The following is an 18,944-nucleotide window of genomic DNA, read 5'->3' on the forward strand; positions in this document are numbered from 1 at the left end:
AGCAAGCTCGCTCCCACATTTGTTCCTCACCGACCTTTGAACTGCGCGACATTCGCCGCCCGGCCTTCGGCTTGCGGCTGACCCGCCACGCCCAGGCGCTCGCCGGACTGGGCGTCGAACAGCAGCACTTTCGATGGATCGAATTGCAGCGTCAGGGTTTCGCCGGCTTGCGGCGCGACGTCCGGCGCCAAGCGACAGCAGACCTTGGTGTCGTTGAGGTTGACGAACACCAGGGTGTCCGGCCCGGTAGGCTCGGTGACCTGGACTTCGGCGCGAATGGTCGGCAGGCCATTGGGCTCGCTGCCCGCCAGCACGATCTGCTCGGGGCGCATGCCAAGGATCACTTCGCGGTCCTCAAGGCCGGCGTCCTGCATGCCCAGCGGCAACTCGCAACGGGCCTGACCGCTGTCGAGCAACGCCAATAGGCGACCGTCCTTGCGTTGCAGGCGCAGCGGGATGAAGTTCATCGGTGGAGAGCCGATGAAACTCGCCACGAACAGGTTGGCCGGGTTGGTGTAGATGTCCTTTGGCGTGCCGAACTGCTGGATGATCCCATCCTTCATCACCGCCACTTTATCGCCCAGGGTCATCGCTTCAATCTGGTCGTGGGTCACGTAGACCGTGGTGGTCTTCAGGCGCTGGTGCATCAGTTTCATTTCGGTGCGCATCTCGACCCGCAGCTTGGCGTCGAGGTTGGACAGCGGTTCGTCGAACAGGTAGATCTTCGGCCGCCGCGCCAGCGCCCGGCCCATGGCCACGCGCTGTTGCTGGCCACCAGAAAGCTGGCCAGGCTTGCGGTTGAGCAGGTGCTCGATCTGCAACAGCTTGGCCACGCGAGTGACTTCTTCGTCGATGGCGGCCTGGCTCATCTTGCGGATCTTCAGGCCGAACTCGATGTTCTCGCGCACGCTCATGGTCGGGTACAGCGCGTAGGACTGGAACACCATGGCGATGTCGCGATCCTTGGGGCTCATGCCGCTGACATCCTGGTCACCGATCATGATCGCGCCGCCGGTGATGGTCTCTAGCCCGGCGATGCAGTTCATCAGCGTCGACTTGCCGCAGCCCGAAGGTCCGACGAGGATCAGGAACTCACCGTCCTTGATCGATAACTCGATGTTCTTCAGGGTGTCCGGCAGGCCGGCACCGTAGGTCTTGTTTACATTGCGAAGTTCGAGCGTTGCCATGATTACCCCTTGACTGCGCCGGCCGTCAGGCCGCGCACGAAATACTTGCCTGCTACCACATAGACCAGCAGGGTCGGCAGCCCGGCGATCATCGCCGCCGCCATATCAACGTTGTATTCCTTGGCCCCGGTACTGGTATTGACCAAGTTGTTCAGCGCCACCGTGATGGGCTGCGAATCACCGCTGGAAAACACCACGCCGAACAGGAAGTCGTTCCAGATCTGCGTGAACTGCCAGATCAGGCAAACCATGATGATCGGCGTCGACATCGGCAGGATGATCCGCCGGAAAATGGTGAAGAAACCCGCGCCATCCAGCCGCGCCGCCTTCACCAGCGCATCGGGAATGCTGACGTAGTAGTTACGGAAGAACAGCGTGGTGAACGCCAGGCCGTAGACCACGTGCACGAACACCAGGCCGGTGGTGGTACTGGCCAGGCCCATCTTGCCGAGGGTGAACGAGGCCGGCAGCAGCACGGTCTGGAACGGCAGGAAGCAACCGAACAGCAACAGACCGAAGAACAGCTGCGAACCGCGAAAACGCCACATCGACAACACGTAGCCGTTCAATGCGCCAATGGCGGTGGAGATGAGCACCGCCGGGACGGTGATCTTGATCGAGTTCCAGAAGTAGCCGTCGACCGTGGCCCAGGCCTTGACCCAGCCGATGCCGGTGACCACGGTCGGCCAGCTCAGCAGGTTACCGGTGTTGATGTCTTCCGGGGTCTTGAAGCTGGTCAACAGCATGACCACCAGCGGCACCAGGTAAAGCAATACGGCGAGGATCAGCACCGCGTAGATCGCGATGCGACTCAGGCTGATGGGAGGTTTGGCAGCGAGACTAGTCATTACGCTTGGTCCTCAGCTCGGAGTACAGGTAAGGCACGATGATTGCGAGAATCGCACCGAGCATCAGGATTGCGCTGGCCGAGCCCATGCCCATCTGGCCGCGACTGAAGGTGAAGGAATACATGAACATGGCGGGCAGGTCGGAGGAGTAACCCGGGCCGCCGGCTGTCATCGCCGCCACCAGGTCGAAACTCTTGATGGCGATGTGCGCCAGGATCATCACTGCGCTGAAGAACACTGGACGCAGGCTTGGCAGCACCACTTTCCAGTAGATACGCGGCATGCTTGCGCCATCAATCTGCGCGGCACGAATGATCGATTGATCGACACCCCGCAGGCCAGCGAGAAACATCGCCATGATGAAACCCGAGGCTTGCCATACCGCCGCAATCACCAAGCAATAAACCACACGGTCCGGGTCGATCAGCCAATCCAGGCGGAAGCCTTCCCAGCCCCAGTCACGCAACAATTTGTCCAGGCCCATGCCTGGGTTGAGCAGCCATTTCCAGGCGGTACCGGTGACGATCATCGAGAGCGCCATCGGATACAGGTAAATGGTGCGGATGAAACCTTCGCGACGAATACGCTGGTCAAGAAACACCGCCAGCAGTACGCCGATCACCAGGGTGATGCCGATGAACATGCCGCCGAACAGCGCCAGGTTCTTGCTCGCCACCCACCAGCGGTCGTTGTCCATCAGCCGTGCGTATTGCGCCAGCCCCGCCCATTTGTAGGTCGGCAAGAACGTCGAAGTGGTGAACGACAGAACGAACGTCCACAAGATATAGCCGTAGAAGCCCACCAGGACGATGAACATGCTCGGCGCCAGCACCAGTTTTGGCAGCCAGCGTTGCAGTGCATCGAACGGCGAGGCCTTGCTGAACACAGCAACAGAACTCATGGGGAAATCCAGTACAAAGGGTAATGATTACAAGGGCATTCCCTGTGGGAGCGGGCTTGCTCGCGAAAGCGATGTGTCAGGCAATAGATGTATCAACTGACACGACGCCTTCGCGAGCAAGCCCGCTCCCCCAGGGGGCCTGCGTTGCTAACGATTATTTGGCCGACTGCACCGCAGCGCCGAGTTTCTTGGCGGCATCAGCCGGGTCGGCTTTCGGGTCGTTGATGTAGTTGGTCACTACGTCGAAGAACGCACCCTGGACCGCCAGCGTGGTTGCCATGTTGTGCGCCATGCTCGGCTGCAGGCCGCCGGACTTGGCGTCCGTCAGGAAGTCCTTGGCCGCGGTCTGGGCACAGGAATCGAAACCGTACTTGCCCATGTCGGCCAGCATGTCGTTGCGAACCGGGATCGAGCCTTTGTTGATGCTGAAGACTTTCTGGAAGTTCTCACCCAGCACGACCTTGGCGATGTCCTGCTGGCCGGCCGCAGTACCTTTATCCTTCTGCTTGAACACCGCCAGGGAGTCGATGTTGTAGGTGAAGGCCTTGTCGGTGCCCGGGAAGGCTACGCATTCGTAGTCCTTGCCAGCGACTTTCTTGGCGGCGGTCCATTCGCTCTTGGCCCAGTCACCCATGATCTGCATGCCGGCCTTGCCGTTGATAACCTTGGCCGCTTCCAGGTTCCAGTCCTGGCCCTTGCCGTCGGCGTCCATGTAGGTCGCGACTTTTTTCAGCTCGGTCAGCGCCTTGACCATTTCCGGACCGGTCAGCGCCTTGCTGTCCAGGTCGACCAGGGCTTTCTTGTAGCCATCAGCCCCCATGACCGAGAGCACCACGGCTTCGAACACGGTGCTGTCCTGCCAAGGCTGGCCACCGTGGGCGAGCGGAATGAAGCCCGCCGCCTTGAGCTTGTCGCCAGCAGCGTAGAATTCTTCCAGGGTGGTTGGGTTCTTGGTGATGCCGGCTTTCTTGAAGACTTCCGGGTTGATCCACAGCCAGTTGACGCGGTGAATGTTCACCGGCACGGCGACGTAGTCACCGTCGTACTTCACGGTATCGGAGACTTTCTTGTCGAGCAGGCTGTCCCACTTTTCGGCCTTGGCGACGTCTTTCAGGATGTCGGTATCGAGCAGGCCGGTAGACGCCCATTCCTGGATGTCGGGGCCTTTGATCTGGGCGACACCCGGTGGGTTGCCGGCCACGGCGCGGCTCTTGAGCACGGTCATCGCGGTAGAACCGCCACCGCCGGCGACAGCGCCGTCTTTCCAGGTAAAGCCGTCTTTCTCCACTTGGGCCTTGAGCACATCGACCGCGGCTTTTTCGCCACCCGACGTCCACCAGTGAACGACTTCCACGGAACCTTTGGATTCGGCGGCAAGGGTGGTGACAGGGAACGCAGCGACGGGAAGCAGGGAAGCAAGAGAAATGACAGTAGCGAGGCGAGAAATCGCATTCATCTAGAATTACCTTTCTTGTTGTTATGCATGCAAGTCTGGTGCTTGCGCTGCATGGATTCTAATCAGAGGGAATCCCTTCACAGGTAACGAAGGGACGTGCAAATGTCACGACATGGTTACACAGGCGAAGGCCTGGACAACCGCGCCAGGGCTGACGCCATGCTCGGTGCCAGGGGCAGGCGCGGAATCAAGACCGCCTGCCAGGCGTGGTACAGGTCCGGCTTGCCCGCCCAGATATCGGCGCTCGGGCGATTTTGCGGATCGAGTTCGTGATGCCAGCTGCCATCGCAACGGTCGATGAAATGCTTGTCGCAGAACTCCCAGAATTGTCGGTACCAGGCTTCGTACTTCGCCTCATCGGTGCGCTTGAGCAAGGCACTGGCAGCAGCGGCCGCTTCGCAATGGACCCAATGCAGGCGATGGCGAACCACCGCGCGATTGTCCCAGTCCAGCGTGTAGACAATGCCGGGCGCGCCATCGACGTTCCAGCCGTGACGGCAGTTCTGGTCGAAGAGTTTTTGCGCATCCTGGGCCAACCAGCCGGGGGTCAGCATGCCAATCTGGACTCGCGCGGCTTCGAGGTGCAGCAACAGCCGTGCCCACTCGAAACCATGGCCGGGGGTGGTGCCGTACGGGCGGAAACCATCGGCGGGATTATCGTGGTTGTACTCGCGCAGCGGCTGCCAGTGGCGGTCGAAATGCTCAACAACCAGGTAATCGTTGGCGGCGGCGTGATCGTGGATCACCCGCTCGACAATGCGCAGCGCACGGACCAGCCAACGCGTGTCGTCCGTGGCATCGGCCAGGGCCAGGAAGGCTTCGGTGGCGTGCATGTTGCTGTTGGCGCCGCGATAGGCCTCTTCCTCGCTCCAGTCGCGGTTGAAGGATTCACGCAGGGCGCCCTCTTCCTCGCTCCAGAAATGCGTGTCGATGATCCGCACCGCCTCGTCCAGCAATGCCTGGGCGCCAGGACGCTGGGCCACCACTGCGGAACTGGCGGCCAGGGCGACAAATGCGTGCAGGTAGGCGGCTTTGCCGGTGGCGTCTTCATCGGGTTGCGCCGTGGCAAACCAGCCGCCGAATTCAGCGTCCCGCAGCGAACCGCCGAGGGCCTGGACGCCGTGATCCACCAACTCGGCGAAACCGGGCAGGCCCTGGATGTGCGCCATGGCGAAGCTGTGGGTCATGCGCGCGGTGTTCATGGTCTCGGCCCGGGCATCGGCCGGCAGACGACCCAGCTCATCCAGGTTGCCAAAGCCGTCCGGCAGCTTCGACGCCTTGGCGAACACCAGCAACCGCAAGCCTTCGGTGGCAAGCCATTGCTGGTGGGCAGGCGCATTCAGCCAACTGCTGAAGGCCGGTTGGAAGGTGTCCATCGTTGGGTACCTTTTTTGTTGTTTTGACGCAGGGAGTCTAAACAAGGGATGACGGGAGGCAGGTAACGAAAGGGGCGAGTTATGTCACAGGCTTGTGACATTCCCCTCAGACATGTGTTGAGGCTGATGGCGTCTTCGCGAGCAAGCCCGCTCCCACAGGGGCCGAACACATTGTCCGCATCCAATGAGGGCCAATGTGGGAGCGGGCTTGCTCGCGAAGAACGATAACGCGGTTGCGCTATTCCACACTGCGAGGCAATTGCAGCGTCACCCGCAACCCACCCTCGCGCAGGTTTTGCAGGCTCACTTCGCCGCCATGGCTGTGGGCGATGTTGCGGGCGATACCCAGGCCCAAGCCGTAGCCCTGCTGCTGCCCGGCCAGGCGAAAGTGCGGTTCGAACACCTGCTCCAAGCGCTGTTCCGGCACGCCCGGGCCTTCGTCGTCGACGTGCAGGATGAACGCGGCTTCGTCGTCATCGATGTGCAGGTGGGCGTTCTGCCCATACTTCAACGCGTTGTCGATCAGGTTGCCGATGCACCGCTTGAGCGCCAGCGGCTTGCCGGGATACGGCGCCAATGCCCGGCCATCCTGGGTCACGCGACCGTTGCCGTGGGGCGCCAGATACGGTTCGACCAGGCAATCGAGCACATGGTTGAGGTCCACAGGTTCGATGTTTTCGTGGATGTCGGTGTCCTTCACGCATTGCAGCGCGCCCTTGACCAGCAACTCCAGCTCGTCCAGGTCACGGCCGAACTTGGCTTGCAGGTTTTCGTCTTCCAACAACTCGACCCGCAAGCGCAACCGGGTGATCGGCGTGCGCAAGTCATGGGAGATCGCGCTGAACAATTGGCTGCGCTCGGTCAGGTAGCGGCTGATGCGTTCGCGCATGGCGTTGAACGCCCGCCCCACCTCCACCACTTCGCTGCCGCCGCCCTCGGCCACGGGCTCCACTTCGGCGCCCAGGGACATATCCCTTGCCGCCCGGGCCAGCCGCTTGAGGGGCCGGCTCTGCCAGTGGACCAGCAAACCGATGAACAGCAGCAACAAGCTGCTGGTGAGCACGATGAAGCCGACCTGCTGCTTGGGCAGGTCCTGCTCTTCGAGACTGGTATAGGGCTCCGGCAACAACGAGGCGATGTACAGCCATTCGCCGGGGGCCATTTGGATTTGCGTGACCAGCACCGGCGGGTTCACCGGTTCAAGGGTCAAGGCATAGTGCGCCCATGAGCGCGGCAGTTCGTCGAGCTTGAGCCCGGCGTTGAAAATACGCAGATCGTCGGGGCTGACGAATGTCACCGAAATGTCGGCATTGTGGCCCAAGGACCGGCGCAGCACTTCGTCCACCGCCTGGAGCACCGCCAGTTTGCGTGGCGTCACCGGCAGCACGTCCATGCCCAGGGGCTTGTCATTGAGCGTGACGACAAACCGCGTACCGCCCATGCTGCGCAATTGGTCGAGTACCAACGGCCGGTAAGCCACCGGCAACGACCGCAAGTAGCTGACGCTGGCGGTCATCGAATGAGCCAGGCTGCGGGCGCTGGTGACCAGGCCCTCAAGCTGGGTGGCGCGCAGTTGCGACACCCAGATCAGGCTGGAAAGGGTCTGGGCGAACAGCACCACCAGTAAAGTCAGCAGCAGCATGCGACCCAGCAACGAACGCGGCACTGGCACCCGCCGGGCGACTTTCCTGACCCAATCAGTGACCATTGCTGGCAACCACACTGGCCGCCAGTTGATAACCGCTGCCGCGCACCGTACGGATCAACCGCGGCGGCTTGTCGGTGTCGCGCAAGCGCTGGCGCAGGCGACTGACCGCCATGTCGACGATCCGGTCCAGGGGCATCAGTTCACGACCACGGGTGGCATTGCCGATGGTGTCGCGGTCGAGGATTTCCTGGGGATGATCGAGGAACAGCTTGAGCAGGGCAAAGTCGGCGCCAGAGAGAATCACCTCTTCGCCGTCGGTGTGGAACAACCGGTGACTGACCATGTCCAGTCGCCATTCATCGAAGGCCAGCACTTCGCCGCCGGAGCGCTCCTGGCCGAATTGCGCCCGGCGCAGCAAAGCCTTGATGCGCGCCTGCAATTCACGCGGGCTGAACGGCTTGCCCAGGTAGTCGTCGGCACCCAGTTCCAAGCCGATGACCCGGTCGGCCTCGTCGGAGCTGGCGGTGAGCATGATGATCGGCACATGGGCCTGGCGCGGGTGCTGGCGAACCCAGCGGCAAAGGCTGAAGCCGTCTTCATCCGGCAGCATCACATCGAGAATCACCAGGTCGCTCGGAGCGTCGTTCAACGCCTGGCGGAACCCGGCGCCATCGGGGGTGGTACGCACCTGGAAACCCGCGCGACTGAGGTAGGTGTCCAGCAGCTCGCGAATTTCCTGATCATCGTCGACCAACAAAATCGATTTGTTCACTGAACTCACGGGCCTCGTCCTTGTTGTTTGGGTTGGGGCGGATTATGCCTGATGGTTGGACCGTACAAACACCACAGAACCTTTGTGGGAGCGGGCTTGCTCGCGAAGGCGGAGTGTCAGGCAACGACAATGTTGAATGACACACCGCCTTCGCGAGCAAGCCCGCTCCCACAGGGTCCGTATTTCAATTTCAAGATTGAGCAGACTGCTCCAACGCCACACCCGCGCCCATCAGGCCCGAATAGGGCGCCGTTACCAGCCAGACCGGAATGCCCTTGAAGTAATCGCTCATGCAGCCCTTGTCGGCGAAGCAACGAGCGAAACCGCTTTCAAGGAAGAATTCGGCAAACCGTGGGATCACCCCTCCGACGATGTACACACCGCCGCGCCCTCCCACCGTCAGCACATTGTTGCCGGCCACGCGCCCCAGCCAACGGCAGAACTGTTCGAGTACTTCCAAGGCGATAGGGTCGCCGGCCAGGCCCGCGGCGGTGATGGATTCGGGGGTATCGAGCACTGGAGCATGGCCATCGACCGCGCAAATGGCGCGGTACACCCGAGGCAAGCCGCTGCCGCTCAAGGCGGTTTCGGCGCTGACATGGCCGATCTCGTTGTAGATGTGCTGCCACAGCTGGGTTTCCCGTGGGCTGCTCATCGGCAGGTCGACATGGCCGCCCTCCCCCGGCAACGCCGCGAAACGACCTTCGCCCAGGTCCAGCAGCGTACCGACGCCCAACCCGGTGCCCGGCCCGATCACCACCGCCGGACGCATGGGCTCGGGGGTGCCTTCGCACACGACCCGGTATTCATCGGGACGCAGACGGGTCATGCCCAGGGCCATGGCCGAGAAATCGTTGACCAGCAACAGCTTCTCCACCTGCAATATTTCACAGAACGCCAGGTTGCTCAGGCGCCAGTGATTGTTGGTGAAGCGAAACTCATCACCGCTCACGGGGCCTGCCACCGACAGGCACACCGAGCCGATGGCCCCCGGCGCCATGCCCATGCCGCTCAGGTAAACCTTGATGGCATCTTCCGGGCAGGCGTAATCCGCCGTCGCCAGCACCTGGATATTTTCCAGGTTGTGGTTCTTCCACAGCGCGAAACGCGCGTTGGTCCCACCGATGTCACCGACCAAAGCCAATTTCAATTAAGCGTCTCCAGGGCCGAAGTAAAGGCGCTGGCGCCCTGCTCCGCCGAGCTGAAGGCCATGCGCATGAAACCGAACAGCTCGCGACCGGTGCCGATGTTGTTGCCCAACAGGCCCTTGGCCGGCGTGCGCGCGGCGAATTGCGCGGCGTCCACCTTCAGTTCCAAAGTGCCTTTGACGCCGTCGACGCGAATGATATCGCCCTCCTGCACCCGGGCCAACGCGCCGCCGACATAAGCTTCGGGGCTGACATGAATGGCCGCCGGGATTTTCCCCGACGCACCCGACATGCGCCCGTCGGTCACCAATGCCACTTTGAAGCCACGGTCCTGCAACACACCGAGGAACGGCGTCATCTTGTGCAGCTCCGGCATGCCGTTGGAACGCGGGCCTTGGAAGCGCATCACCGCGACAAAATCCTTCTCCAACAGGCCGGCCTTGAACGCATCGGCCAGGTCCTGCTGATCCTGGAAAACCATCGCCGGGGCTTCGACAACCTGATTCTCCAGCGCCACCGCGGAAACCTTCATCACGCCACGGCCCAGGTTACCTTCCATCACTCGCAACCCACCCTCTGGCGAGAACGCGCGGGCCACCGGACGCAGGATGTTTTCATCGAGGCTTTCGATCGGGCCATCGCGCCACACCAGCTTGCCCTCCTCCAGGAACGGCTCCTGGGTGTAGCGGCTCAGGCCGTGACCGAGCACGGTGTTGACGTTTTCATGAAGCAACCCGGCTTCGAGCAGTTCACGGATCAGGAACGACATGCCACCCGCCGCCTGGAAGTGGTTGATGTCGGCCTTGCCATTCGGATAGACGTGGCTCAGGGTCGGCACCACTTCGGAGAGGTCGGCCATGTCCTGCCAGGTCAACTGGATGCCCGCCGCCATCGCGATGGCCGGCATGTGCAGGGTGTGGTTGGTCGAACCGCCCGTGGCATGCAGCGCGACGATGGAATTGACCAGCGACCGCTCATCGACGATTTCGCCGATAGGCATGAAGTTGCCGCTCTGTTTGGTCAGGCGCGTGACCTGGAACGCCGCTTCGCGGGTCAGGGCGTCGCGCAACGGGGTGTTCGGGTTGACGAACGAAGCGCCCGGCAAGTGCAAGCCCATCACTTCCATCAGCAATTGGTTGGTGTTGGCGGTGCCGTAGAAGGTGCAGGTGCCAGGGCTGTGGTAGGACTTCATCTCCGATTCCAGCAGCTCTTCGCGGGTGGCCTTGCCTTCGGCGTAGCGCTGGCGAACGTCGGCTTTCTCCTTGTTGGAAATACCCGAGACCATCGGCCCGCCGGGTACGAAGATCGTCGGCAAGTGACCGAAGCGCAGCGCGCCCATCATCAGGCCCGGGACAATCTTGTCGCAGATGCCGAGCATCAGCGCACCGTCGAACATGTTGTGGGACAACGCCACCGCCGTGGACAACGCGATCACTTCGCGACTCGGCAAGCTCAGTTCCATGCCCGCCTCGCCCTGGGTCACGCCGTCGCACATCGCGGGCGTGCCGCCGGCGAACTGGCCGACCGAGCCGATCTCGCGCAAGGCGCTCTTGATCTGCTCGGGAAAGGTTTCGTAGGGCTGGTGGGCCGAGAGCATGTCGTTATAGGAGGACACGATGGCGATGTTGGCGGCGTTCATCATCCGCAGGTGCTGCTTGTCGTCGCTGCTACAGCCGGCCACACCGTGGGCGAAGTTGGCGCACTGCAGCTTGCCGCGCATCGGGCCGTCGCTGGCAGCACCGCGAATCAATGCAAGGTAAGCCTCGCGCGTGGCGCGGCTGCGGGCGATAAGCCGTTCGGTGACCTCAAGAACGCGGGGATGCATGTGTAGAACTCCAGGCTAGCGGGTGTGGCGACCTGATTGTCTATGCTGGTCAAGAAGCCCGTCGCGAACACCTGCCAAGGGCAGGCGACAGACGGTTTCTTGACCACTCGGACCAGTTGATTCAGGTCACTCGTTGTAGATAAAACAAAATATTGCCACTAAAAAGGCTTGTTTTCTATTTTTATGCGAATAATCTTGTAATTCCAACAACAAATCGACGGCGGCGCAGTTAATGACTCTTCGAATCGCAATCAATGGTTTTGGCCGCATCGGCCGCAACGTCCTCCGTGCACTGTATACCCAAGGCTACCGTCGCGACTTGCAGATCGTCGCCATCAACGACCTGGGCGACAGTGCCATTAATGCCCATCTGCTCAAGTTCGATACCGTTCACGGCACGTTCGATGCCGACGTTCAGCACGATCACGAAAGCCTGACGGTCAACGGCGATCGCATCTCGGTCAGCGCCATCCGCAACCCAGCCGAACTGCCCTGGGCCGCCGAGAAGATCGACGTCGTGTTCGAATGCACCGGCCTGTTCACCGATCGCGCCAAAGCCGCCGCGCATATCAGCGCCGGTGCCCGCAAGGTGATCATTTCGGCCCCGGCCAAGGGTGCCGATGCCACCGTGGTGTATGGCGTGAACCACGACATCCTGCGCCAGTCCCACCAGATCATTTCCAATGCTTCGTGCACCACCAACTGCCTGGCCCCGGTGGCCCAGGTGCTGCATCGCGAGCTGGGCATCGAGAGTGGCCTGATGACCACCATCCACGCCTACACCAACGACCAGAACCTGACCGACGTCTACCACAGCGACCCGTACCGCGCGCGTTCGGCCACCCAGAACATGATCCCGAGCAAGACCGGCGCCGCCGAAGCGGTGGGCCTGGTGTTGCCGGAACTGGCGGGCAAGCTGACCGGCATGGCCGTGCGCGTGCCGGTGATCAACGTGTCCCTGGTCGACCTCACCGTACAGCTCAAGCGCGAAGCCTCGGCCGAAGAAGTCAACGAACTGCTGCGCCATGCCAGCCAGCATTCGAAGATCCTCGGCTATAACACCCTGCCGCTGGTTTCCAGCGACTTCAACCACAACCCGCTGTCGTCGATCTTCGACGCCAACCACACCAAGGCCAGCGGCAAGCTGCTCAAGGTACTGGCCTGGTATGACAACGAATGGGGCTTCTCCAACCGCATGCTCGATAACTGCCTGGCGTTGTGTAACGCGGAATAACCGACACGGCAGCCTTGAGCTTTCTGTGGGAGCGGGCTTGCTCGCGAAAGCGGAGTGCCAGTCGACGGAGAGTTAGCTGACCCACCGTCTTCGCGGGCAAGCCCGCTCCCACAGGGTTACAGGATGCAATGAAATCAAGGCTTGACCCATCGTGTAGGTGATAAGCATTATCATCTACACGAACCGGATCGGGCCCTACCGTGAGTCAATCGCGCTTTCATCATGTCTTCCTCGCCCAGCGCACGCCGCTGCTGCGCACCCTCGAGCGAATGGTCAGCAACCCCAGCATCGCCGAAGACCTGCTTCAGGAAACCTACCTGCGCGTCACCCGCGCACTGGGTGAGCGTACGATCGAGCATCTCGAACCCTTCGTCTTCCAGACTGCTCGCAACCTGGCGCTGGACCATTTGCGCGCGCGCCGTATCCAGTCCCGAACCCTGCTCGACGACGTACCCCAGGAGATCGTCCACAATATCGCGGCTCCCCACAGCAGCGCCGAGGATGCGGCCCATGCCCAACAATTGCTCGAACGCCTGAACGTCAGCTTGCAAGCCTTGAGCCCACGCCAGCGGCAGATTTTCATCCTCAGCCGCCTGCATGGCCACAGCTATCAGCACATCGCCCAGCGATTGGGCGTGTCCCTGAGTACGGTGCAAAAGGAACTGAAACTGATTATGGCGATCTGTGTGGGCGTGGCTGGCCGCAGCGGCGACGGTCATCTTTAGACGTCATGCTGCACTCGCGTTTATCGCCAACTCCGAGGAACTCCCGTGACGGACAACCAGCATCGACCAGACACAGCGCCGGAAACCGCCCACGCCATGGAACAGGCGCTGGATTGGTTGATCGTCCTGGACAGCCCCAGCGCGGAGCAGACGCAGCAGTTCCAGGCCTGGCTGGCGGCCGATCCGCGCCACGGCGAGGCGTTCGCCCGGGCCCAGGCGATCTGGAACGGACCGCAAGTGATGGAAAGTGCCCGTCAACTGGAGGCCGCGCCCAAGGTCACCGCGCTGTCACGCCTGCGTGCCCACTGGAAACCCCTGGCCACCGCCGCCGTGCTGTTTCTCGGCCTGTTCAACTTCAGCGACCTGCCCCTGCGCTTTCGGGCCGATCACCTGACGGTGGTCGGTGAACGCCAGCGGGTGCAATTGGAGGACGGCTCCCAGGTCTTGCTTAACACCGACTCGGCATTCTCCAGCACGTTCAACGCCCAGCGGCAGGTGGCCCGCCTGTATAAAGGCGAGGCGCTTTTCGAGGTGCCGGGCAATCGCAACCTGCCGCTGGAAATCGATGCCGGCCCGGTCACGGCCAGCGTCAGCGACACGACGTTCGCGGTGCGTTACCTCAATGGCGTGGCTCAGGTCCAAGTGCAGCGTGGCGACGTGGACCTGCGGGCCAACCGTAACGCTGCCCATGTCCGACTGTCAGCCGGGGAGAGCATCCGCATCGGCCCCAACGGTTTCGACCGCCCCGCCCGACTCGATGCCGCTGCCGACCTGGCCTGGGTCCAGGGTCGATTGGTGTTCGAAAACCGGCCGCTTGGCGAAGTGCTGGCCGAGCTACGACGTTATTACCCCGGCTGGATCATCAACAACAACGAACAGTTGGCCAGTGTCGCGGTGACTGGAAACTACCGCCTCGACCAGCCCTTGGACGTGGTCCGCTCCCTGGCCCAGATCACCTCGGCACGTCTCCAGGAATTCCCGGCGCTGGTGATTCTCAACTAAATGAGCATTATTTTTACTCGATAGGCTCCGCTGGTTCGTCTCGTTATAGCCAATGCAATTGATTCGCATCTACCGACGCGAATCTGCACCTATAACAGATGCGACACGGAGCGCTATCGATGTCCTCTCGCCTTTCTTGCCGGTTCCTTGCCCCTGCTTGCACGCTGTCGTTATTGACCGCCGCGATCCTCATTGCCGGCACCGCGCCGGCCGCCCTGGCCGCCACCGCCGCACAACCACCTGCACGCAGCATGGGCGATTACACCTTCGCCATCGCCGAGCAACCCTTGGTTTCGGCCCTGAACGCCTTCACCACCGTCACTGGCTGGCAAGTCGGCCTGCCGGCGCAATTGGCAGAAGGCGTCGCCTCGCCGGGGGTCAATGGCTCGCTGTCGCCCGAAAAGGCCCTGGAACGCCTGTTACTGGGGACCCACCTGAGCTACCGCAAGCTGAGCGACAACAGCGTCGTCCTGGAAAAACGCAGCGCCGGCAACGTGTTGAACCTGCCGCAGGTAACCATCAGCGCCACCCGCCAGGAACAGGACATCACCGGCGTACCCAGTACGGTCACCGTCCATGATCGCCAGGAACTGGACCGCAACAACGTCAATACCCTCAAGGACCTGGTGCGCTACGAGCCCGGCGTTTCGGTGGGCGGTGCGGGCCAGCGCGGCGGCATCAGCGGCTACAATATTCGTGGCATCGATGGTAACCGCATCCTGACCCAGGTCGACGGCGTAGCCATACCCGATGGCTTCTTCAACGGCCCCTACGCCAAGACCCAGCGCAACTACGTCGACCCGGAAATCATCAAGCGCGTCGAAATCCTGCGCGGCCCGGCCTCGGTGCTGTACGGCAGCAATGCCATTGGCGGTGTCGTCAGCTACTTCACCCTCGATCCGGACGACATCATCAAGCCAGGCGAGGACGTAGGCGCCCGCTTGAAGACAGGCTACAGCTCCGCCGATGAGAGCTGGCTCAAGTCCGCCACCGTTGCCGGCCGCAGCGGGCAGATCGACGGCCTGTTGCACTACAGCCAGCGCGACGGCCACGAAACCGAATCCAATGGCAGCCATAACGGCACCGGCCTGGACCGCACCGCCGCCAACCCGGAAGACGTGCGCGCCAGTAATGTGCTGGCCAAGCTCGGCTGGGACTATAACGATGACGCGCGCCTGAGCCTGGTCTATGAGAAGTACAAGGACGACCGCGATACCGACTTGAAAAGCGCCTATGGCGGGCCCTACTCCAACGGCCGACCGGCCATTCCCGTTTCGGTGCTGCCCGGCGGCATGTACCAATGGCGCACCGGCAACGACACCATCACCCGTGAGCGTTTTGGCCTGGAGCACAGCTTCGCCCTGAACAGCCTGCTGGCCGATCACCTCAAGTGGAGCCTGAACCACCAAGTCGCCAAGACCGACCAGAGCACCGCCGAGTTCTACTTCCCGATCACCCGCCAGGTCCTGCGCACCCGGGACACCCTCTATGAAGAAAAGCAGTGGGTCTTCGACACGCAGTTGGACAAAGCCTTCCGCATCGCCGATACCGATCACGTGCTGACCTACGGCACGACGCTCAAGCAACAAAAAGTCACCGGCTCACGCAGCGGCAATGGCGTGTGCCTGGCCGTTGGCCGGGGTTGCACCGCCGTGGGTGCCACCAGCACAGCGGATGTACTGGCCAAGGCCAGCGACTTCCCCGACCCGACCATCAATACCTACAGCCTGTTCGCCCAGGACCAGATCAATTGGGACAAGTGGACGTTCACCCCCGCGTTGCGCTACGACTACACCCAGCTCAAGCCGCATCTGACCGAGGCATTCCTCAAGACCGTGGACCCGACCGCCGGCGGTGACGTCAGCGATGAAAACAAAACCTGGCATCGCGTCTCGCCCAAGTTCGGCCTGACATACGCCCTGACGGAGGAATACACCTGGTACGGCCAGTACGCCGAAGGTTTCCGCACCCCAACCGCCAAGGCCTTGTATGGCCGTTTCGACAATGCCGGTGTGGGGTATAGCGTCAGACCCAACCCGGACCTGGAACCGGAAAAAAGCAAAAGCTATGAGACCGGCTTGCGTGGGCGTTTCGACGCTGGCTCGTTCGATGTCGCGGTGTTCTACAACAAGTACCGCGATTTCATCAACGAAGACGCCATTACGCCCGGCGCCGACCAGTTGACCTTCCAGAGCAATAACATCAAGCACGCCACCATCCAGGGCGCCGAGGTTCGCGGACGGCTGGACCTGGACGTGCTGGGCGCGCCGAAGGGCTTGTATACCCAAGGCACCGTGGCCTACGCCTACGGTCGCAACAACGATACCGGCGAACCGCTCAACAGCATTAACCCGCTGACCGGTGTGTTTGGCCTCGGGTACGACCAAGACCACTACGGCACGTTGCTCAGCTGGACCCTGGTCAAGCAAAAGGATCGCGTCGACGACAGCAACTTCAAGTCTCCGGACGGCGTCAGCAGCCAGTTCAAGACTCCAGGCTTCGGCATTCTCGACCTGACCGGTTTCTACAAAGTGACTTCCGACATCACCGTCAGCGGCGGCCTCTACAACCTCACCGATAAAAAATATTGGCTATGGGACGACGTGCGCGGCTACGACAGCGTCGGCGAAGCTGCCGTGCTGAGCCCCGCCAACCTTGACCGCCTGACTGCGCCAGGGCGCAACTTCGCCGTCAATCTGATCTGGGATATCTGATCCAGCCGCCGGGTTTCCCCACGTTCTGAACTCAAAGGAATTTTTCATGACCCCACACCATCCCGCTTTACGGTCCCAACGCCTGAACCAGATCACCCACGAGCCCCACAGCAGGCTCGACGCGCTGGTCAAGGCCCACGCCCCGTTCGAAACCCCGGCCAGCTTCGCCCGTTTCGTCGTTGCCCAGTACCTGTTCCAGTCGGAACTGGTGGCTTTATACAACGACCCAGGGCTATGCGCCTTGATCCCTGACCTGCCGGCCCGCTGCCGGGCCGAAGCAGCCAAGGCCGACCTCGCGGACCTGGACACCGAAGTCCCCGCGCCGGTGGCTGGCGCGGTGAACAATCCGACCCAAGCCGAAGCCCTCGGCTGGCTATTCGTCGGCGAAGGCTCCAAGCTCGGCGCCGCGTTTTTGATCAAGCGAGCCGCGGCCCTGGGGCTGAGCGAAACCTTCGGCGCCCGGCACCTGGCGGAACCCGCGGGCGGGCGCGCCGAAGGCTGGAAAACCTTCACCCGCACGCTCGACGGCTTGGCCTTTACCGAACAGCAAGAAGCCGAGGCAGACAAAGGCGCGCTGGCAGCGTTCAACCGCTTTACGGTGCTGTTGGAACACGCTTACACAGCAGAGCTTGCCTGAAACGCCACCATTCCCTGCGGGAGCGAGCTTGCTTGCGATGACGGCAGCCACGTTTTTTTGGTCTATGCTCGCTCTCTGGTTTTGGAGGGCTTTCGATGACCGATCTGCTGACGTCCGTGCAAGCCGCGCTCGGCTTGCCCATGACGCCGATCCTCTTCACCGGCGAAGGCGCGTTGTCCTCCGCCTTCGCCGTCACGGAGCTGGCCTGCGCCAGCATCGCTGCAGCCGGGCAGGCAACCGCCGGGCTCATCCACCAACAGACCGGCCGCCTGCCACCTGTCGAAGTCGACCGGCGCCTGGCCTCGTTGTGGTTTTCCACGTCCCTGCGTCCGATTGGCTGGAGCGTGCCGCCGATGTGGGACCCAGTGGCCGGTGACTATGCCACCGCCGACGGCTGGATTCGCCTGCACACCAACGCCCCTCATCATCGACTGGCGGCGGAAAAAGTCCTCGGCCCCTGCGTTGACCGCGCCGACATGGCGACCCGAGTGGCCCGCTGGAACAAGGCCGAGCTGGAGCAGGCCGTGGTCGACGCCGGCGGTTGCGCCGCCGAGATGCGCTCATGGCAGGCATGGCAGGCGCATCCCCAAGGCATGGCGGTGAACGCCGAGCCGCTGGTGCAGTTGAGCAAGTCCATCATCGAGCGGCCTGAACCCTGGCTCGGCTCCGTAGCGCGACCGCTGGCGGGCGTGCGGGTACTGGATCTGACCCGCGTCCTGGCCGGCCCTGTCGCCAGCCGCTTCCTCGCGGGCCTGGGTGCCGATGTCCTGCGCATAGACCCACCGACCTGGAACGAACCCGGCGTGGTGCCAGAAGTCACCCTGGGCAAACGCTGCGCCCGCCTCGATCTTCATCGCGCCGACGATCGAGCCACATTCGAGGCACTGCTCCAGGACACCGACATCCTCCTGCACGGCTACCGTGCCGACGCCCTTGAGCACCTGGGCTATGGCGCCGAGCAACGCCAGCAGATCGCCCCGGGCCTGATTGATGTCAGCCTCAACGCCTACGGCTGGAGCGGCCCGTGGCAGAACCGGCGCGGCTTCGACAGCCTGGTGCAGATGAGCAGCGGCGTTGCCGAAGCGGGCATGAATTGGAAACACACCGACAAACCGACACCACTGCCGGTGCAGGCACTGGATCACGGCACCGGCTATCTGCTGGCGGCCAGCGCACTGGTGCTGCTATCCCGGCGCTTGCACAATGGTCACGGCGGCTCGGCACGCTTGTCACTGGCGCGCACGGCAAAGCTGTTGATCGAGCGTGGCGCAGGGGACCCGACCCCATTGCGACCCGAGGCCAGCGACGACCGAGGACTCTTGATCGAACAAACGCCGTGGGGCCCGGCCCAGCGGCTGCACGTGCCGCTGAAAATCACCGGGACGCCGGTGCAATGGGCGCTCCCGGCGGCTGAACTGGGGGCCCATCGCCCACAGTGGTGAGGTGCCCATGTGGTGAGGGAGCCGCAGTA

Annotated in this window: 15 protein-coding genes; 6 read left to right on the plus strand and 9 right to left on the minus strand. The window is 62.4% G+C overall.

Annotated features, from left to right (window positions below; translation table 11 throughout):
- Positions 1-26 precede the first annotated feature (26 nt).
- From PFLQ2_RS07145 to edd, 9 genes are all read right to left on the minus strand, one after another.
- Complete coding sequence (locus tag PFLQ2_RS07145; RefSeq protein WP_003184605.1) at positions 27-1,187, minus strand: ABC transporter ATP-binding protein; 1,161 nt, start codon at positions 1,185-1,187, stop codon at positions 27-29.
- A 2-nt stretch (positions 1,188-1,189) separates the two neighbouring features.
- Complete coding sequence (locus PFLQ2_RS07140) at positions 1,190-2,035, minus strand: carbohydrate ABC transporter permease (protein ID WP_003184606.1); 846 nt, start codon at positions 2,033-2,035, stop codon at positions 1,190-1,192.
- Complete coding sequence (locus PFLQ2_RS07135; RefSeq protein WP_003184608.1) at positions 2,028-2,936, minus strand: carbohydrate ABC transporter permease; 909 nt, start codon at positions 2,934-2,936, stop codon at positions 2,028-2,030. The genes PFLQ2_RS07140 and PFLQ2_RS07135 overlap by 8 nt, the downstream gene beginning before the upstream one ends.
- A 154-nt stretch (positions 2,937-3,090) precedes the next feature.
- Entirely contained in the window at positions 3,091-4,392 is a 1,302-nt protein-coding gene (locus tag PFLQ2_RS07130; protein WP_003184610.1) for an ABC transporter substrate-binding protein, read from the minus strand.
- Between the two features lie 116 nt (positions 4,393-4,508).
- Positions 4,509-5,768 carry an AGE family epimerase/isomerase gene (locus tag PFLQ2_RS07125; protein ID WP_003184612.1) on the minus strand — a complete coding sequence of 420 codons (1,260 nt, stop codon included), beginning with the start codon at positions 5,766-5,768 and terminating at the stop codon, positions 4,509-4,511.
- A gap of 238 nt (positions 5,769-6,006) precedes the next feature.
- Positions 6,007-7,476 (minus strand): ATP-binding protein, encoded by a 1,470-nt coding sequence (locus PFLQ2_RS07120; RefSeq protein WP_033046227.1) that lies wholly within the window; start codon positions 7,474-7,476, stop codon positions 6,007-6,009.
- Entirely contained in the window at positions 7,466-8,197 is a 732-nt protein-coding gene (locus PFLQ2_RS07115) for a response regulator (RefSeq protein WP_003184616.1), read from the minus strand. Before PFLQ2_RS07115 ends, PFLQ2_RS07120 begins: the two co-directional genes overlap by 11 nt.
- Positions 8,198-8,378: 181 nt before the next feature.
- The gene (locus PFLQ2_RS07110; RefSeq protein ID WP_003184619.1) at positions 8,379-9,338 is read right to left on the minus strand and encodes a glucokinase; all 960 of its coding nucleotides are present in this window, start codon (positions 9,336-9,338) and stop codon (positions 8,379-8,381) included.
- Entirely contained in the window at positions 9,335-11,161 is a 1,827-nt protein-coding gene (gene edd, locus PFLQ2_RS07105; RefSeq protein WP_003184621.1) for a phosphogluconate dehydratase, read from the minus strand. The genes PFLQ2_RS07110 and edd overlap by 4 nt, the downstream gene beginning before the upstream one ends.
- A 232-nt stretch (positions 11,162-11,393) precedes the next feature.
- Between edd and gap the strand changes: the two genes are divergently transcribed.
- The 6 genes from gap to PFLQ2_RS07075 all read left to right on the plus strand — a co-directional run bounded on the left by gap (position 11,394) and on the right by PFLQ2_RS07075 (position 18,915).
- Positions 11,394-12,395 carry a type I glyceraldehyde-3-phosphate dehydrogenase gene (gene gap / locus PFLQ2_RS07100; RefSeq protein ID WP_003184623.1) on the plus strand — a complete coding sequence of 334 codons (1,002 nt, stop codon included), beginning with the start codon at positions 11,394-11,396 and terminating at the stop codon, positions 12,393-12,395.
- Positions 12,396-12,595: 200 nt separating this feature from the next.
- Positions 12,596-13,120 carry an RNA polymerase sigma factor gene (locus tag PFLQ2_RS07095; RefSeq protein WP_003184625.1) on the plus strand — a complete coding sequence of 175 codons (525 nt, stop codon included), beginning with the start codon at positions 12,596-12,598 and terminating at the stop codon, positions 13,118-13,120.
- Between the two features lie 96 nt (positions 13,121-13,216).
- Complete coding sequence (locus PFLQ2_RS07090; RefSeq protein WP_088021819.1) at positions 13,217-14,122, plus strand: FecR family protein; 906 nt, start codon at positions 13,217-13,219, stop codon at positions 14,120-14,122.
- Between the two features lie 119 nt (positions 14,123-14,241).
- Positions 14,242-16,836 carry a TonB-dependent receptor gene (locus tag PFLQ2_RS07085; protein WP_003184629.1) on the plus strand — a complete coding sequence of 865 codons (2,595 nt, stop codon included), beginning with the start codon at positions 14,242-14,244 and terminating at the stop codon, positions 16,834-16,836.
- 46 nt (positions 16,837-16,882) lie between these two features.
- Positions 16,883-17,473 carry a biliverdin-producing heme oxygenase gene (locus tag PFLQ2_RS07080; protein ID WP_003184631.1) on the plus strand — a complete coding sequence of 197 codons (591 nt, stop codon included), beginning with the start codon at positions 16,883-16,885 and terminating at the stop codon, positions 17,471-17,473.
- 95 nt (positions 17,474-17,568) lie between these two features.
- Entirely contained in the window at positions 17,569-18,915 is a 1,347-nt protein-coding gene (locus PFLQ2_RS07075; protein ID WP_003184635.1) for a CoA transferase, read from the plus strand.
- Positions 18,916-18,944: the final 29 nt, after the last annotated feature.

This window comes from Pseudomonas fluorescens Q2-87 (genome assembly GCF_000281895.1).
Lineage (GTDB): Bacteria > Pseudomonadota > Gammaproteobacteria > Pseudomonadales > Pseudomonadaceae > Aquipseudomonas > Aquipseudomonas fluorescens_S.